Annotated in this window: 15 protein-coding genes; 10 read left to right on the top strand and 5 right to left on the bottom strand. The window is 63.8% G+C overall.

Going from position 1 to position 15084, the window contains the following annotated elements:
* From NKI72_RS27325 to NKI72_RS27305, 5 genes are all read left to right on the top strand, one after another.
* Positions 1-309: hypothetical protein (locus NKI72_RS27325; protein ID WP_352851377.1), on the top strand; the 309-nt coding region annotated here is incomplete at its 5' end.
* A 31-nt stretch (positions 310-340) separates the two neighbouring features.
* On the top strand, positions 341-2107 hold the full coding sequence (locus tag NKI72_RS27320) for an AMP-binding protein (protein WP_352851375.1): 1767 nt from the start codon (positions 341-343) through the stop codon (positions 2105-2107).
* Positions 2108-2174: 67 nt separating this feature from the next.
* Positions 2175-2396 (top strand): cysteine rich repeat-containing protein, encoded by a 222-nt coding sequence (locus NKI72_RS27315; RefSeq protein WP_352450969.1) that lies wholly within the window; start codon positions 2175-2177, stop codon positions 2394-2396.
* Positions 2397-2806: 410 nt separating this feature from the next.
* Positions 2807-3910, top strand: a complete 1104-nt coding sequence (locus NKI72_RS27310) for a calcium:cation antiporter (RefSeq protein ID WP_352851373.1) — start codon at positions 2807-2809, stop codon at positions 3908-3910.
* A 430-nt stretch (positions 3911-4340) separates the two neighbouring features.
* Positions 4341-4541: a hypothetical protein gene (locus NKI72_RS27305; RefSeq protein WP_352851371.1), complete on the top strand. Its 201-nt coding sequence runs from the start codon at positions 4341-4343 to the stop codon at positions 4539-4541.
* Between the two features lie 440 nt (positions 4542-4981).
* Here the strand turns inward: NKI72_RS27305 and NKI72_RS27300 are convergent, their stop codons facing one another.
* Positions 4982-5623 carry a peroxiredoxin-like family protein gene (locus NKI72_RS27300; protein ID WP_352541815.1) on the bottom strand — a complete coding sequence of 214 codons (642 nt, stop codon included), beginning with the start codon at positions 5621-5623 and terminating at the stop codon, positions 4982-4984.
* Between the two features lie 415 nt (positions 5624-6038).
* Here NKI72_RS27300 and NKI72_RS27295 point away from each other — a divergent pair, with 415 nt between their 5' ends.
* Complete coding sequence (locus NKI72_RS27295) at positions 6039-6641, top strand: cupin domain-containing protein (RefSeq protein ID WP_352851369.1); 603 nt, start codon at positions 6039-6041, stop codon at positions 6639-6641.
* Positions 6642-6689: 48 nt separating this feature from the next.
* Here the strand turns inward: NKI72_RS27295 and NKI72_RS27290 are convergent, their stop codons facing one another.
* Both NKI72_RS27290 and NKI72_RS27285 read right to left on the bottom strand, forming a co-directional pair.
* Positions 6690-7562 (bottom strand): ferritin-like domain-containing protein, encoded by an 873-nt coding sequence (locus NKI72_RS27290; RefSeq protein ID WP_352835307.1) that lies wholly within the window; start codon positions 7560-7562, stop codon positions 6690-6692.
* A 270-nt stretch (positions 7563-7832) separates the two neighbouring features.
* Positions 7833-8741 (bottom strand): hydrogen peroxide-inducible genes activator, encoded by a 909-nt coding sequence (locus NKI72_RS27285; protein ID WP_352851367.1) that lies wholly within the window; start codon positions 8739-8741, stop codon positions 7833-7835.
* A gap of 147 nt (positions 8742-8888) precedes the next feature.
* On the opposite strand from NKI72_RS27285, the gene katG reads away from it, so the two are divergent.
* Positions 8889-11087 carry a catalase/peroxidase HPI gene (katG, locus tag NKI72_RS27280; protein ID WP_352851365.1) on the top strand — a complete coding sequence of 733 codons (2199 nt, stop codon included), beginning with the start codon at positions 8889-8891 and terminating at the stop codon, positions 11085-11087.
* 77 nt (positions 11088-11164) lie between these two features.
* Here the strand turns inward: katG and NKI72_RS27275 are convergent, their stop codons facing one another.
* A complete protein-coding gene (locus NKI72_RS27275) occupies positions 11165-11842 on the bottom strand; it encodes an MIP/aquaporin family protein (protein ID WP_352851363.1) in 678 nt (225 codons plus the stop codon).
* 346 nt (positions 11843-12188) lie between these two features.
* Between NKI72_RS27275 and NKI72_RS27270 the strand changes: the two genes are divergently transcribed.
* The 3 genes from NKI72_RS27270 (at position 12189) to NKI72_RS27260 (ending at position 14763) form a co-directional block, all read left to right on the top strand.
* Positions 12189-13478, top strand: coding sequence for an RsmB/NOP family class I SAM-dependent RNA methyltransferase (locus NKI72_RS27270; RefSeq protein ID WP_352851361.1), 1290 nt, complete (start codon positions 12189-12191; stop codon positions 13476-13478).
* Positions 13479-13603: 125 nt separating this feature from the next.
* On the top strand, positions 13604-14062 hold the full coding sequence (locus NKI72_RS27265; protein ID WP_023677140.1) for a PaaI family thioesterase: 459 nt from the start codon (positions 13604-13606) through the stop codon (positions 14060-14062).
* Positions 14063-14088: 26 nt separating this feature from the next.
* Positions 14089-14763 carry a 5'-methylthioadenosine/S-adenosylhomocysteine nucleosidase gene (locus NKI72_RS27260; protein WP_352851359.1) on the top strand — a complete coding sequence of 225 codons (675 nt, stop codon included), beginning with the start codon at positions 14089-14091 and terminating at the stop codon, positions 14761-14763.
* Here the strand turns inward: NKI72_RS27260 and NKI72_RS27255 are convergent.
* Positions 14735-15061 (bottom strand): hypothetical protein, encoded by a 327-nt coding sequence (locus tag NKI72_RS27255; protein WP_352851357.1) that lies wholly within the window; start codon positions 15059-15061, stop codon positions 14735-14737. The two genes, NKI72_RS27260 and NKI72_RS27255, sit on opposite strands and share 29 nt — an antisense overlap.
* Positions 15062-15084: the final 23 nt, after the last annotated feature.

Here is a 15084-nt window from a genome sequence, read left to right as displayed (position 1 = left end):
CTCGAATGGCATCCCGAACCTCCCGGCGCAAAGCGCGCCAAACTGTTCGCGATGTCCTCGCACACCTGTTCGCGATGTCTCCGGTCCAAACAGGGAGGAGATAAGCAGCTGCGCCGACCCGAAGCAATTTCCTGGCGTACAGCAATTTTGTTCTTGCTTTGTGCCGGCAGCTATGCTACTAATCTTGCTATGGTGCCAATTGGCCCCGAAGACCCGCCCGCCGAGGCGGGTTTTTTATTTTCGGCCTTTACAGGCGAGTTCCCACTCAGCCCCACCATCGACGGGATTTCCACCACCCCGCCGGGCTGATAGGCTCGGCTGGTCTGCGGAGGACACGGCGATGCCGATCAATCTCGACGAGTTGAAGAATGCCACCAGCCTGCGCTCCAAGCGCGATGGCGGCTCGTTCATTGCGCCGGTCGACGGCACGGCGCATGTCTCGGGCGACCGCAGTGTGCCGCTGCTCAACCTGACGATCCCGGCGCTGTTTGCCGACACGGTCAGCAAATACGGCACGCTCGATGCCGCCGTCTTCGTCGAGCAGGACAAGCGCTTTACCTGGGACGAACTGTCGGAGACGGTCGATGCGCTCGCCGCCGGTTTCCTGGCGCTCGGCCTCGAGAAAGGCGACCGCGTCGGCATCTGGTCGCCGAACCGCTGGGAATGGCTGGTGACGCAATTCGCCACCGCCCGCATCGGCCTGGTCCTGGTCAACATCAACCCGGCCTACCGGCTGGTCGAGCTGGAATATGCCTTGAACAAGGTCGGTTGCAAGGCGCTGGTCACCGCCGCCACATTCAAGAGCTCCGATTATCTCGGCATGATCGAGACGCTGGCGCCGGAGATCGCCAAGGCCACCCCCGGCAAGCTCGACGCCAACAGACTGCCGGCGCTGAAGACCGTCATCCGCATGGGCGAGGAGAATTCTGCGGGCATGTTCAATTTCGCCGACGTGCTGGCGATGGCCGGGCGCGACGAGCATGACAAGCTCGACCGGATTTCCGCGGGGCTGAAACCGGACGACGCCATCAACATCCAGTTCACCAGCGGCACGACAGGTGCGCCCAAGGGCGCGACGCTGACCCACAACAACATCGTCAACAACGGCAATTTCGTCACCTCGGCGATCCGGCTCACCGTCGACGACCTGCTGTGCATCCCGGTGCCGCTCTATCATTGCTTCGGCATGTCGATGGGCACGATGGGCTGCGTCACCAAGGGCGCGACCATGGTTTTCCCCAGCGAGGGGTTCGATGCGGGCGCCACCCTGAAGGCGGTGGCAACGGAACGCTGCACCGCGCTCTATGGCGTGCCGACCATGTTCGTCGGCCTGCTCGATCATCCGGATTTCGCCTCCTTCGATCTCACCAGCCTGCGCACCGGCATCATGGCCGGCTCGCCATGCCCGATCGAGGTGATGAAGAAGGTGGTGTCGCTGATGCATATGGCTGAGGTGACCATCGCCTACGGCATGACCGAGACCAGCCCGGTGTCGTTCCAGAGCAGCGTCGACGATCCCCTGGAAAAGCGCGTCTCGACCGTCGGCCGCGTCCATCCGCATGTCGAGGTCAAGGCCATCGACGCCGAAGGCGCCACCGTCGCGGTCGGCGCGCCGGGCGAGCTGTGCACGCGCGGCTATTCCGTGATGAAGGGCTATTGGGACGACGAGCAGAAGACCCGCGAGGCCATCGACGCCGACGGCTGGATGCACACCGGCGACCTCGCCACCATCGACGCCGAGGGCTATTGCAACATCGTCGGCCGGGTCAAGGACATGGTCATCCGCGGCGGCGAGAACGTCTATCCACGCGAGGTCGAGGAGTTTCTCTATCGCCACCCCAAGGTCAAGGAGGTGCAGGTGTTCGGCATTCCCGACCCGAAATACGGCGAGGAGCTGTGCGCCTGGATCGTGCTGAAGCCCGGCCAGATCACCACCGAGCAGGAGATCAAGGCCTTCTGCGCCGGCCAGATCGCCCATTTCAAGATCCCGCGCTACATCCGCTTCCGCACCGAATTGCCGATGACGGTGACCGGCAAGCCGCAGAAATTCCTGATGCGCCAGGCGATGGTCGACGAGCTGGGATTGGTGACGCAGAAGACGGCGTGAAAAGGCTTCCGTTTGTATCTACGCGTGACGGAGGCGTTGTTTGGGCAACATATTTGAGGGGTGTTCCATGCGGATTGGGTTAGGCGTGCTTTTCCTGGCAACTCAGCTGGCAGCCACCGCGGTGCTGGCGCAGACGGCGGCCGAGCGTGAGGCCTGCCAAGCAGATTACCAGAGATTGTGCAAGGGCGTGTTGCCGGGCGGTGGCCGCGTCGTCAAATGCCTGGCCGGTCACATGAGCGAGCTGACGCCCGAATGCAAGAAGGTCGTCAAGGCCAACACGCCCGGCTAGCGCGCGAGCTTCCTGCGGGTGACATGATGTTTCGAGGTGTGCGGGGGCAGGAGGCAGCGCAATCGCGGCGGATTCTTGCGAAGAGGACCCCCACCCCTAACCCCTCCCCACAAGGGGGAGGGGGACTTTCGGTGGCGCCGACCTCGGCAAATTGCCTGCCTTTCGGCGCCAAAGGGAAAGCAAGGGCGCGCGGCAGCGTTCCCTCCCCCTTGTGGGGAGGGTTAGGGTGGGGGTCCTCTTCGCAAGAATGCGTACGCGATTGCGCTGCCCTTGTGGGGAGGGGCTAGGGCTGGGGTACGCTGCGATGGCGTCATGACCTGTCATATGCGATTTCTCTGGATGGTCGCGGTGCGCAACAGTGATTGCAAATCGCCCTTCCACGGGATTTGCGGGACGGCAAGAAGGTGACAATGAGTGGTTTCGCAAGATCGGCGGTTTCCTACGGCATGCCGCTGGCCGCTCTGGCGATGGCTGTCGCGGTCAGGGGTAGCGGCCTGTCGGTGGACGAAGGGTCGCTGGGCACCAGGATGTTTATCGGCGCGCTGTCGAGCGCGATCATGTTCACCACCATTTTCGTGGTGCTCGACCACGCCGAGGCGGTGGCCCGGCGGGTGGGCGAGCCGTACGGCACGTTGGTGCTGACCATCGCCGTGACGGCAATCGAAGTGTCGATCATCGTTTCCATCATGCTGCACGGCGCCAACAACCCGACCCTTGCCCGCGAATCCGTGTTCTCGACGGTGATGATCACCTCCACCGGCGTCGTCGGCATGTGTCTGACGTTTGGCGGCTGGCGCCATCGCAAGCAGGCGATCGTCCGGCAAGGGACCAGCGCCTATCTGGCGGTGCTGGTCGCGCTGAGCGTCATGACGCTCATTCTGCCGACCTACACGCGAACCACCGATCCCGGCACGTTCTCGGCCGCGCAACTTGGCTTCGTCAGCGTCCTTTCGGTGCTGCTTTATGCCGGTTTTCTGTTCGCGCAGACTGTCCGCCACCGCGACGATTTCATCGACGGGCAAGCACATGGCGCCGCGGTGCGAACCGACGCTCACGAAAGCGTCGCGGCCGGCGCTGTGCTCCTGCTGATCGGGCTGATCGGCATCGTCATGCTGGCCGAACAGGTCGCAGCCAGCGTCGAAGATGCGCTCGTCGCCTACCAGGTGCCGCAGGCCGACGCCATTGTCGGCGCAATGATCGCCGGGTTGGTTCTGATGCCGGAGGCGATCTCGGCGGTTCGCGCCGCGCTCAACAACGAGCTGCAGCGCGGCCTGAACGTCGCCATGGGCTCGGCCTGCGCGACGATCGGCCTGACAATACCCGGCATAGCCGCCGCCAGCCTGCTGACCGGAAGAGGCCTGACCCTGGGCCTGCCGGCGACCGACATGGTGCTGTTGGTCCTGGCGCTTTTCATCTGCAATGTGAGCTTCAGCACGGAGAGGACGACGTTCCTGACCGGCTTGGTGCACCTTGTGGTGTTTTTTACCTGGGTGTTTTTGATATTTGTGCCGTGAGGGTTGGGGCGAGCAAGGGGGCAGGCAGATTCTGACGACTGTTCTCGGCCGAGCAGCCACACGTTTTCCGCACCGAGTTCCGAAGTAGGCAAGCCGCACAAGTTCCCGATGAGGCGATGGTCGAGAGTTGGTGACGGCAAAGACGGCGTGAGGGGTGGGCGCCAATTTGTCTCCTTTGCGCCATGGGCGGACGCTTAGCATAAAGGCCTTGAACGTCTCGATCGGGGGCCGTGAGCGGGACGTCCGCTCTAAGACGGCAAGCCGGGGAAACCAGTCGTCGCGCGTTTCGTCAAGATTGCGGATCGTCGCGCTACTCAGGCGCGTGAAACGTCGGCAGCCGCTTTCCAAGATCGCCGCGTGCGAGTCGCCCTTTCGACCCGTTCCCGCACTCGGTGCAGTCGAAGGATCTGCGGGGCGAATTGAGGGAAACATGTCGCGCACGCGGATCGAACCGCATGTACGCCGTCGAGGCATCGCCATTCGTCAGGCCGGTCATATAGAACAAGAATTCATTGGCCGCCTGCGCCGCACCAACAGCGTTGAGGGTTATGACACTCGGCGAAGCCACCTGCTGCTCGTCTACGTAGCGCTGTGCGTTGCGCTCCCGTTCGGTCTGCGCCTCTTCCTGTAACCTGCGTTGTATAGGATGGGCAGCACAAGAATGCCGCCGCGGGTTAGCGCGGGTTAGCATTGTAAGGCATGATTGGCCCGGTATCGACTCTGGCCACGCCGCTTAAGGGGGGCCGGGCTCGCGTTAACCGAGCCGCTTCGCCGTCTCGGCCCTTCGGGCTTTGGTCCCTCGCGCACATGGGGTCTGCGACCCCCGCTCGCAAGGCTGAACCCTTCGCTTTTCTTGGACTAAAGCCGGGCGCGCCGTCGCTTCTTTTCTACTCGATCCGAGCGCAATGAGCGGTCTGCTTTGCGGAAGCAGAGAAGCGGGTGTCAACGACCGACAAGCAGGCGCGAAGCGGTCATCCACGATCTTCAGGTTTTGACCCAGGACGGCCCCGATAATGAGCGGGAAGGGCGCGGTCGTCGAGCGAGTTGTCAGCCGCCTATTTCCGCAGCCCATCAATGTGCAACTTGGGAAGCCGCTGACATCAATTCCTCCGGATTCGGCGCCTTGAAGGTGTTGAGGCCATCCTCCAGAACTTCAGTGAAGTTCCAGCGTACGATGCCCGCCCGGTCGATTAGGAATTGACCGACAAGCTGCCCCTGGCCGGAAGCCATCGCCTGCTGATCGGCTCCCGTAATCTCATATCCTTCCTTCTTGTTGAGAAACTCGTACATTGCCATGACGTCCATAGGCTCGGGTAACTCGCCAGGGAGATCGATGCGGATCGCCATGACCGTGTCCATCCCGACCTCGCGCAAGCCGAAAGCACGGTGCGAGGCCCGCTCCGGGTCGGACGCGGCGAGAAGATCGGGTGCCGGGTGGTAACGGAAATAGAGCCGCGCCCGCTCGACTGGCGTATTGACCACCGCCAGGCATTCGACGCCTTTCTCACGCAGGGCCGGCTTAAGTTGCGCCATCGCCGCGACATGGCGCCGGCAGAACGGACAGTGCAGGCCTCGGAACAAACCGATCAATAACGGGCTACGGCCTCGAAAATCATCGAGCGCGATCTTGCCTTCGCGGGAGATCGCATCGAGAATAACATTCGGCGCCCGGTCGCCCGGCTGCAGCGGGCGTTCGACATTACTCGTGGACATGGACAACCTCCTCGCCCCGGATAAGCACACCCAGCCATCCGGAGTTGAGTCCATGCTGGGCGACGCCAGGGCAAAAATTGCGTTCGACCTTTGCCATATTGCCGAGGTCGAGATTACGCGCGTTGCAAGTGCATCATAACACGAAAAAAGCCTCTGCGGGTCGCCCGTTTCGCGAGCTGTCGCGAGCGCTGTGGCAAAACAGTGTATCGTCTCATCCGTGCCATGGGACGACACAGCGGCGGGACCGATTGGATCTTCATGCTTGCGGTGTTCAAGTCTTGAAACTTGGGCGGCTTCGACGTGCCCGGACGTCAAATGCCGACGGCACAGATCGCGGAACTCTGCCCTCAGCGGAACCGACCCGCCATGCAGCCGGTTAATCGGCATGAAGCCACCACCAATCCAAGGCCGCATCATGAGCATTCTGCAAACCACGAAGAAAGCCGTTGAGCAGGTCACCGGTATCGCCAGGCCGGGCCGGCGAGAGGTCGCCGACCTCCTGAGGCCGCGCAAACCGAACGAGTTTCGGTTCAGCGATGATGGCCTGGTGCCCAACCATCCGTTCTGGCCGCTGGTCGTCTATCGCGGTGCCGTGACGCTGCCCGAAGACTTCGATCCGGCGGCTGTCATCGAAGCGCTTTTCGAGGCAAATGGCTGGGGCGATAGCTGGCGCAACGGCATCTACGACTACGTCCACTACCATTCGCGGATACACGAGGTGCTGGGCGTTGCGCGCGGCACGGCCAAGGTCCGCTTTGGCGGCAGCAAGGGGCGGACGCTGTCGCTGAAGGCCGGCGACGTCGCGGTGCTTCCGGCCGGCACCGGGCACCAGCGTCTTTCCGCATCCGACGATTTTCTGGTTGTCGGCGCCTATCCTCCATCCGGCACCTATGACCTGTGTACGACCGCCGCCGACCATGCCAGGGCGGTCGTCACGATCCCCAGGGTCGGCCGTCCGCGCAAGGACCCTGTCTATGGAAGCAACGGCCCGTTGCTCGCAGCCTGGAAAAAGGGTTGAAGTCGCCCGCTCGCGGGCCCGCCGCGTCGCTTGCGCCGATCCGATCGCTCAGGTGCTCTTCAGGGTGCCGTTCATTCCTTCCGGATAGAAGCCGCCCTTGCTCACGCCGTCCTTATCGGTGAGATAGACGATCCGCAGCACTTCCTTCGGCGTCCTGGTGAACGCGATGGCGTCGGGCGTCGAGGGAACGAAATTGGCCTTGCCGTTCACCTGGATGCCCTGGTCCTTGTCTTCCGGCCCGTCGATCTTGTCTCGTGCATCGGAGACGGCGTTGGCGGCCTTCCAGGCTTTCTCTCCCTTCCGGTACAGTGTGGAACGCGCCATTCCCATGTGATAGGCCTCGACCGCCAATATGCCGGCGGCGGCGGCGAGAAACTCCTTGTTCTTCAGAACCGTCGCGGCACCGGCATAGGCGGTGACGCCGACATCCTCGAACAGCATGCCGCCGAGAACGAAGTTCGTTTCGTTGCCGAAGGGGTCGAAGTCCCGCCCGAGGCCCGCTGCCTCCGCAACCGCCTTGAACCCCGCATCGAAATCGATGGCCGGCCTGTCGACTGCGTTCTTTGCAAGCGTCTTGCGGTAGAACCGGACATGCGCGAGTTCGTTTTCAGCAACCTCCTGCATGAATTCGCCGATGGCGGGTGTTTCGAAGGACACTTTCTTTCCGCCGACGACATCGCCGGGTTTGGAACCGGCATCGGCGGCGTCGATGCCTTTTCCGGTGGTGCCGCGAAGATAATATTCGGCCTCCATGTATTCCAGGTTGAGCGCAAAGCGGAAAATGTCCTCGTCCTGCACTTCCTCCTTGGCATAGGCGCGAGAAACCGGCGCCAGGCCCGTCGTGGCGGCGAGGCTGGCTCCCAGCCCAAATTGCAATGCGCGGCGACGTGAAAGGTGGAGTGAAGGGATGGCACGTATCATGGCTTCCTCCCAAAAGCCCGCCGGTATCATCTGTTGGCGTCCGATCGCGGGCCACGCGCCCAACTCCGCCATAGGCGAAATGTTCCTGAAGAAGATCGGACTTTGCAGGATTCGTGCTCAGGATCGACCGGCTGCGGGTACAGTTTGTCCACATGGATCTGACGACGAAATACATGGTTCCCCAAGCACTTTGAAACCCGAGCACTTCGAGATTATCGTACACCCACACGCAACGGGTCAGCGCGGATCGCGATCGGCCTCTTGAAGGCCTCAAGCCGCCAGCACCGCCGCGTCCAGCCCGCGGATGATCTTCGCCAATTCGACGCATTCGTCGTGCCGGACCTTGTTGCGCCGCCAGGCGAGGCAGATCGTGCGTTGCGGCATCGGTTCCTGGAACGGCACGATCTTCAAATCGGGGATAGTGCTGGCCGGTCCGGCCGCCATTTCCGGGATGAGCGTGACGCCGAGCCCGTGCGCCACCATCTGTAAGAGCGTGGTCAGGCTGGTCGCGCCGTAGCTTGCCATCGCCACCGGCCGCACGTTGCCGCACACGGCGAGCGCCTGTTCGCGCAGGCAATGGCCTTCCTCCAGCAGCATCAGCCGCTCCAGCGCCGGGCTCTCCGGTGGCACCGGCGGCGAGGCGAAGGCGGGATCGCCGGCCGGCACGGCCAGGAAGAACCGGTCGGAGAAAAGTTCCTCGGTGACCAGGCCTGGGTAATCGAGAGGCAGCGCCGCGACGAAGGCGTCGAGCTTTCCCGAACTGGTGTCCTCGACCAGCGAGGCGGTCACGGCTTCGCGCAGTTCCAGCTGCAAGGCCGGGAAATGCTGTTTCAGCTCCGGCAGCACATGCGGCAAGAGATAGGGCGCCACCGTCGGGATGATGCCGAGCCGGAAGCGGCCTTCCAGCGCCGGGCGGCCGCGCCGGGCCGTCGCCTCGACGTCGCGGACGTCGGGACGAATGCGCTCGATGCGCGGCAGCAGGGCCACGGCCTCGTCGGTCAACCGCACCACCTTGCCGCCACGCTCGAACAGACGGCAATTCAGCCGCAGCTCCATCTCGGCGATCTGCGAAGACAGCGCCGGCTGGCTGACGCCGGCGAGTTTTGCGGCACGGCCGAAATGCAGCGTCTGCGCCAGCGCCTCGAAATAATGCATCTGCCGGACAGTCAAACCGATCATAAGGAAAACCTATCAGAATAAACAGCAAAGGCAATTTGTCTTTATCGGCTCGGCGGGCTAGTCTGGAACCATTCCAGGATGGCGCGGCCGCCGGCCCTGCCCGGAAAATCAACAAAATCCCGGAAAATCAACAAATCGGAGGCAAAGATGGACGCGAAAACCGACGACAACAGCGCCGGCAAATGCCCGGTCCCACATGGATCGGCCAGGAGGAGCAACCGTGACTGGTGGCCGAACCAGCTTGACCTTGGCGTCCTCCATCAGCAGTCCAGCCTGTCGGACCCGATGGACGAGGACTTCGACTACGCCAAGGAATTCAAGAGCCTCGATCTCGATGCGGTGATCAGGGATCTGCACCAGGTGATGACCGATTCGCAGGATTGGTGGCCGGCCGATTTCGGCCATTACGGCCCGCTCTTCATCCGCATGGCCTGGCACAGCGCCGGTACCTATCGCATCGGCGACGGCCGTGGCGGCGCCGGCGCCGGCCAGCAGCGTTTCGCGCCGCTCAACAGCTGGCCGGACAATGCCAATCTCGACAAGGCGCGCCGGCTGCTGTGGCCGGTCAAGCAGAAATACGGCAGGAAGATCTCCTGGGCCGACCTGTTGATCCTCACCGGCAACGTCGCGCTGGAATCGATGGGCTTCAAGACCTTCGGGTTCGCCGGCGGCCGCGCCGATGTCTGGGAGCCCGAGCAGGACGTCGACTGGGGATCGGAAACCAAGTGGCTCGCCGACGAGCGCTATTCCGGCGACCGCGAACTTCAGGGCCATCTCGGCGCCGTGCAGATGGGGCTGATCTACGTCAACCCGGAAGGGCCGAACGGCACGCCCGATCCATTGGCCGCGGCGCGCGATATCCGCGAAACCTTCGCTCGCATGGCCATGAACGATGAGGAAACCGTGGCGCTCATCGCCGGCGGCCATACCTTCGGCAAGACCCATGGCGCCGGCGATGCATCGCTGGTCGGCCCGGAGCCGGAAGGCGCCGGCATCGAGGCGCAGGGCCTCGGCTGGTCGAGCAAGCATGCCACCGGCATTGCCGGCGACGCCATCACCTCGGGCCTCGAGGTGACCTGGACCACGACGCCGACCAAATGGAGCAACAACTTCTTCGACAATCTGTTCAACTACGAATGGGAGCTGACCAAGAGCCCGGCCGGCGCCCATCAGTGGACGCCGAAGGGCGGCGCCGGTGCAGGCACCGTGCCGGACGCGCACGATCCCTCCAAGCGCCGCGCGCCGGCGATGCTGACCACCGACCTCGCGCTACGCGTCGACCCGGCCTACGAGAAGATCTCGCGGCGCTTCCATCAGAATCCTGATCAGTTCGCCGATGCCTTCGCCCGCGCCTGGTTCAAGCTGACGCATCGCGACATGGGTCCGGCCGTCCGCTATCTCGGCCCGCTCGTGCCGAAGGAAGAGCTGATCTGGCAGGACCCGATACCGGCAATCGACCACGAGCTGGTCAGCGAGCAGGACATCGTCTCGCTGAAGGCGAAGATCCTGGCCTCCGGCCTGTCCGTCTCAGAACTGGTCTCGACCGCCTGGGCCTCGGCCTCGACTTTCCGCGGCTCCGACAAGCGCGGCGGCGCCAACGGCGCCCGCATCCGCCTGGCGCCGCAGAAGGATTGGGAGGTCAACCAGCCGGCGCAGCTGGCCAAGGTGCTCGAGACACTCGAAAGCATCCAGAAGGGTTTCAATAACTCGCAGTCCGGCGGCAAGAAGGTCTCGCTTGCCGACCTGATCGTTCTTGGCGGCGTCGCCGCGATCGAGAAGGCGGCGAAAGACGGCGGCCATGACGTGGGGGTGCCGTTCACGCCAGGCCGCATGGACGCCTCGCAGGAACAGACCGATGTCCAGTCCTTCGCCGCGCTCGAGCCGAAAGTCGATGGCTTCCGCAATTATGTCAGGGGCAAGCCGCCGATGTCGGTCGAAGCGATGCTGGTCGACCGGGCGCAGCTGCTGACCTTGACGGCGCCGGAGATGACGGTGCTCGTCGGCGGGTTGCGGGTGCTCGGCGCCAACACCGGTCAGTCGAAGCACGGGGTGTTCACCGACAGGCCGGGCACGTTGACCAACGATTTCTTCGTCAACCTGCTCTCCATGAACACGATCTGGGATCCGGCCGCCGGTTCCGATGAAGTCTACGAAGCGCGCGACCGCAAGACCAGGGCGGTCAAGTGGACCGGCACCCGCGCCGACCTGATCTTCGGCTCGCACGCGCAACTGCGGGCGCTGGCCGAGGTCTACGGCTCGGCCGACGCCGGGCGGAAGTTCGTCAGGGACTTCGTCGCCGCCTGGACCAAGGTGATGAACGCCGACCGTTTCGACCTCGCGGCCTGATCCGGGCATACGAATTCTCGACGCAACAAAAAGGCGCGGGCCTTGACCCGCGCCTTCTCCATGAAGCCTTCGAAAAATCAGTCCTTCTCGAAGATACCGGCCTTGGCGACCACGCCGGCGATGGCGCCGCCGATCAGCGGCGCGACGATGAACAGCCAGAGCTGGCTGATCGCCGCAGCTCCCGAAAACAGCGCCGGTCCGATCGAACGGGCCGGGTTGAGCGATGTGCCGGTCACCGGAATGATGGCGAAGTGCAGTCCGGCCAGCGTCAGGCCGATGACCAGGCCGGCGAAGGCCGTCGTGTGCTTGGCGTTGGTGACGCCGAGGATCACCGTGACGAAGGTGAAGGTGCCGATCAGCTCCCACAGGAAGGCCGAGCTGACGCCCCATTTCGTCACGTCCCAGCCATTGGCGCCGAAGCCGCCGGTGTGGCCGCCGACCTGTCCGGAGACGATGATCCACAGCGCCAGCGACGCGATGATGGCGCCGATGACCTGCGCGATCCAGTAGGGAATGACGTCCCTGGCCGGCATCCGCCCGGCGAGGAACACACCGAGCGTCACCGCCGGATTGAGGTGCGCGCCCGAAATCGGGCCGATCGCGTAAGCGGCCGCTATCAGGCCGATGCCGAACGCCAGACCGATACCTTCCTGGCCGAGCGGCAGCGCGCCGCCGAAGCCGCCCGTCACCACCGAAGCCGTGCCGATGAACACCAATAGAAACGTGCCTAGAACTTCCGCCAGATAAGTTTTCATTGCCCTCTCCTCGTATCGACCCGCGGCTCCGCCTTTTTCTGCGACGCGAATCACCGCGCAAAGAGTATTCGCAACCGGAAAACTTGCAAAGCAGAGCAGTTTCGCAAGCCGCTATGCTTGTGAGCGCCGGACACGCACATTAGAGACGTATAATATATTTATCGAATTGTTCGTTCCGCATGCCGGCGCCCGCCTGGTGGCCGCGGCTCGCGATGCACCAACCCACATTCGTCACCCCTCGGCATGGATCGTCTCGCCGTCGGCGAAACAGAACTGTTTCAATCGGGGCACGAAAAGCTCTAAGAGCAGGGCCGGAATTAATTTACTGAGTAATGGAAGACGACAAATGAGACTGGGCGGGCGGCTGGCGGCAGCCATTGAAGTGCTTGACGACATTGGCCGGCGCCACCGGCCGGTGGCCGATGCGCTGAAAGACTGGGGCCTGTCGCACCGCTTCGCCGGCGGCGGCGACCGCGCCGCGATCGGCAACATCGTCTACGACGCGCTGCGCCGCAAGCGCTCGGCCGGCTGGCTGTTGGGCGAAGACACACCGCGCGCCATCGGCTTCGGCGCGCTGCTGCTCGAATGGGGCCAGACGGCGCAGTCGCTGAACGAGGCGCTCGAGGGCGACAAGTTCGCGCCGCCGCTGCTTACCGCCGACGAATTGAAAACGCTCGGCGGTCGCCGGCTTGCCGATGCGCCGCCGGCCGTCAGGGCAGACATCCCCGACTGGTGCATGCCGCTGTTCGAACGGGCGTTCGGCACAGCCTGGGTGGAAGAGGGTGCCGCACTGGCGACACGCCCGCCGCTCGACCTCAGGGTCAATACGCTGAAGGCCGATCGCGGCAAGGTGCTGGCGGAACTGGCGGAGACCGGCGCCAAGCCTGCGCGGATCGCGCCGCACGGCATCCGCATCCCGCCGATCGAAGGCGACGGCAGGCACCCGAACGTGCAGGCCGAGCCGGCCTTCCAGAAAGGCTGGTTCGAGGTTCAGGACGAGGGTTCGCAGATTGCGGCCGAACTGGCCGGCGCCGAACCTGGAATGCAGGTGCTCGATTTTTGCGCCGGCGCCGGCGGCAAGACGCTGGCGCTGTCCGCGGCGATGGACAATCGCGGCCAGATCTTCGCCCACGATGCCGAGAAGGCACGGCTGGTGCCGATCTTCGATCGCATCCGCCGTTCGGAAAACCGCAATGTGCAGGTCGTCACAAGGCCGGCCGAGCTGGCGCCGCTCGGCAAGCACATGGATATCGTCCTGATCGATGCGCCCTGCACCGGCAGCGGCACCTGGCGGCGCCGGCCGGATGCTAAATGGCGGCTGACGCAAAGACAGCTCGACGCCCGCAAGGGCGAGCAGGAGACGATCCTCGATGCCGCCAGGGACTTCGTCAAACCCGGCGGCCTGCTGGTCTACATCACCTGTTCGGTGTTCGACGAGGAGAATGGCGACCAGGTTTCGGCCTTCCGGGGCCGCCATCCCGGTTTTGTCCCGCTCGATCACCGCCAGCTTTGGGACAGCCGTTTTGCGGGCCACGAAGCGGCAATGCGCATTGGCGCTGCGGGCGGCATTTCGCTGTCGCCATTGCTGAGCGGCACCGACGGCTTTTACTTCTGCGCGCTGCGGCGGGCCGGCTGAATCGTTGCCATCGATACAGGGCTAAGCCGAATGCTGCAGTGCAGCATTTGCGATTGCCTGCCGCCCACCCCTCTGCGATAAATGCCTTTGCAATAAGATTTGCCGAGAAACGAAGGGCGACGGCCATGGCAGCAAAGATCGTTCCTGCTCCCGATTATGAGGACCGCGTCAGGACGTCCTTCGCGCGCCAGAACGCGATGATGACGATTGGCGCCGAGCTGACGCTGGTGACGCCCGGCATCATCGAGATCGAAATGCCCTATTCTGCGGCGCTGACGCAGCAGCACGGCTTTCTCCATGCCGGCGTCATTTCGACGGCTCTCGACTCGGCCTGCGGCTATGCGGCATTCTCGCTGATGCCGGAAAATTCCGGCGTGCTGACCATCGAGTTCAAGGTCAATCTGCTGGCGCCCGGCAGGGGCGAGCGCTTCCTGTTCCGCGGCTCGGTGACCAAGCCCGGCCGCACCATCATCGTCGCCGACGGACAAGCCTATGCGTTCGCCGTCGACGGCGAGGCCAAGCTGATCGCCACGATGACCGGAACGATGATGACGGTGCTCGGCCGCGACGGTATCGAGGGCTGAGGAGCGGGTAGGGAGGATGGACGATCATGGCCGGCAAGACACCTGGTGAGCTCACCCTGATCTCCGGCAAGTCCGTTCTCTTCGTCATGGCGGCCGAGGCCGAATACGGTCCACACCTGCAGCGGCTGTTCACGCCGCTGCTGACCGGCGTCGGGCCGGTCGAGGCCGGTATCGGGCTCAGCGCCGAACTATCCCGGCTGCATGCCGGGATGGCGCTGCCCGATCTCGTCGTGTCGCTCGGGTCGGCGGGCAGCCGGACGCTGGAGCAGACGGAAATCTACCAGGCCGTTTCGGTTGGCTACCGCGACATGGACGCCTCGCCCCTGGGGTTCGAGAAGGGCGCCACGCCGTTCCTCGATCTGCCTGTCAGCGTGCCGCTGCCGTTCAGGATACCAGGCGTCAGACAGGCGACGCTGTCGACCGGGGCGGCAATCGTCTCCGGCGCCGCCTACGACGCGATCGCCGCCGACATGGTCGATATGGAGACCTTCGCCTGCCTGCGCGCCTGCCAGCTGTTCGACGTTCCGCTTATCGGCCTGCGCGGCATTTCCGACGGCGCGGCCGATCTGAGACACGTTGGCGACTGGACCGAATATCTGCACGTCATCGACGAGAAGCTGGCCGCGGCGGTGCAACTGCTGCAACAGGCGATCGCCTCAGGCGCGATCGACTTCAAGCTTGTTGGGGCGGCAGGTTCTTAGCGTTGCCGAACAGCACGCCGATCATCCTGAAGCGAACGGCGTTGTCGCGATTGATGTAAGTGACTGACCCGGGCTCGTGATCGAGGGTCCACCGCCCGGTCGCGCCGGTGTCCCATTCGGCGACATAACCGTCATCGAGCATCCGCCAGCGCCCGCGTCGCGCCTCGCCATCGTCGAGCAGCATGTGCGCGGCACCCTCGCTTTCAAAATAGACGTAAGCCTCCTTGCCGTTTCGTTCCAACACATGGGTCATGCCCGGAATGAGCATTGCAAGGGTTTCCTTCTGAAGTGCTGCCATGATTTCCTCCTGAATTGAAGTCG

The sequence above is a fragment of the Mesorhizobium sp. M0437 genome, assembly GCF_040321335.1.
Lineage (GTDB): Bacteria > Pseudomonadota > Alphaproteobacteria > Rhizobiales > Rhizobiaceae > Mesorhizobium.
Note: the sequence above shows the minus strand (reverse complement) of the source record. Positions and strands in the feature narration are given on the sequence as shown.

Excerpts from the sequence above, each read along its gene's own strand:
- NKI72_RS27320 (WP_352851375.1), top strand. The coding sequence starts at position 341 with ATGCCGATCAATCTCGACGAGTTGAAGAATGCCACCAGCCTGCGCTCC.
- NKI72_RS27315 (WP_352450969.1), top strand. The coding sequence starts at position 2,175 with ATGCGGATTGGGTTAGGCGTGCTTTTCCTGGCAACTCAGCTGGCAGCC.
- NKI72_RS27310 (WP_352851373.1), top strand. The coding sequence starts at position 2,807 with ATGAGTGGTTTCGCAAGATCGGCGGTTTCCTACGGCATGCCGCTGGCC.
- NKI72_RS27305 (WP_352851371.1), top strand. The coding sequence starts at position 4,341 with ATGTCGCGCACGCGGATCGAACCGCATGTACGCCGTCGAGGCATCGCC.
- NKI72_RS27300 (WP_352541815.1), bottom strand. The coding sequence starts at position 5,623 with ATGTCCACGAGTAATGTCGAACGCCCGCTGCAGCCGGGCGACCGGGCG.
- NKI72_RS27295 (WP_352851369.1), top strand. The coding sequence starts at position 6,039 with ATGAGCATTCTGCAAACCACGAAGAAAGCCGTTGAGCAGGTCACCGGT.
- NKI72_RS27290 (WP_352835307.1), bottom strand. The coding sequence starts at position 7,562 with ATGATACGTGCCATCCCTTCACTCCACCTTTCACGTCGCCGCGCATTG.
- NKI72_RS27285 (WP_352851367.1), bottom strand. The coding sequence starts at position 8,741 with ATGATCGGTTTGACTGTCCGGCAGATGCATTATTTCGAGGCGCTGGCG.
- katG (WP_352851365.1), top strand. The coding sequence starts at position 8,889 with ATGGACGCGAAAACCGACGACAACAGCGCCGGCAAATGCCCGGTCCCA.
- NKI72_RS27275 (WP_352851363.1), bottom strand. The coding sequence starts at position 11,842 with ATGAAAACTTATCTGGCGGAAGTTCTAGGCACGTTTCTATTGGTGTTC.
- NKI72_RS27270 (WP_352851361.1), top strand. The coding sequence starts at position 12,189 with ATGAGACTGGGCGGGCGGCTGGCGGCAGCCATTGAAGTGCTTGACGAC.
- NKI72_RS27265 (WP_023677140.1), top strand. The coding sequence starts at position 13,604 with ATGGCAGCAAAGATCGTTCCTGCTCCCGATTATGAGGACCGCGTCAGG.
- NKI72_RS27260 (WP_352851359.1), top strand. The coding sequence starts at position 14,089 with ATGGCCGGCAAGACACCTGGTGAGCTCACCCTGATCTCCGGCAAGTCC.
- NKI72_RS27255 (WP_352851357.1), bottom strand. The coding sequence starts at position 15,061 with ATGGCAGCACTTCAGAAGGAAACCCTTGCAATGCTCATTCCGGGCATG.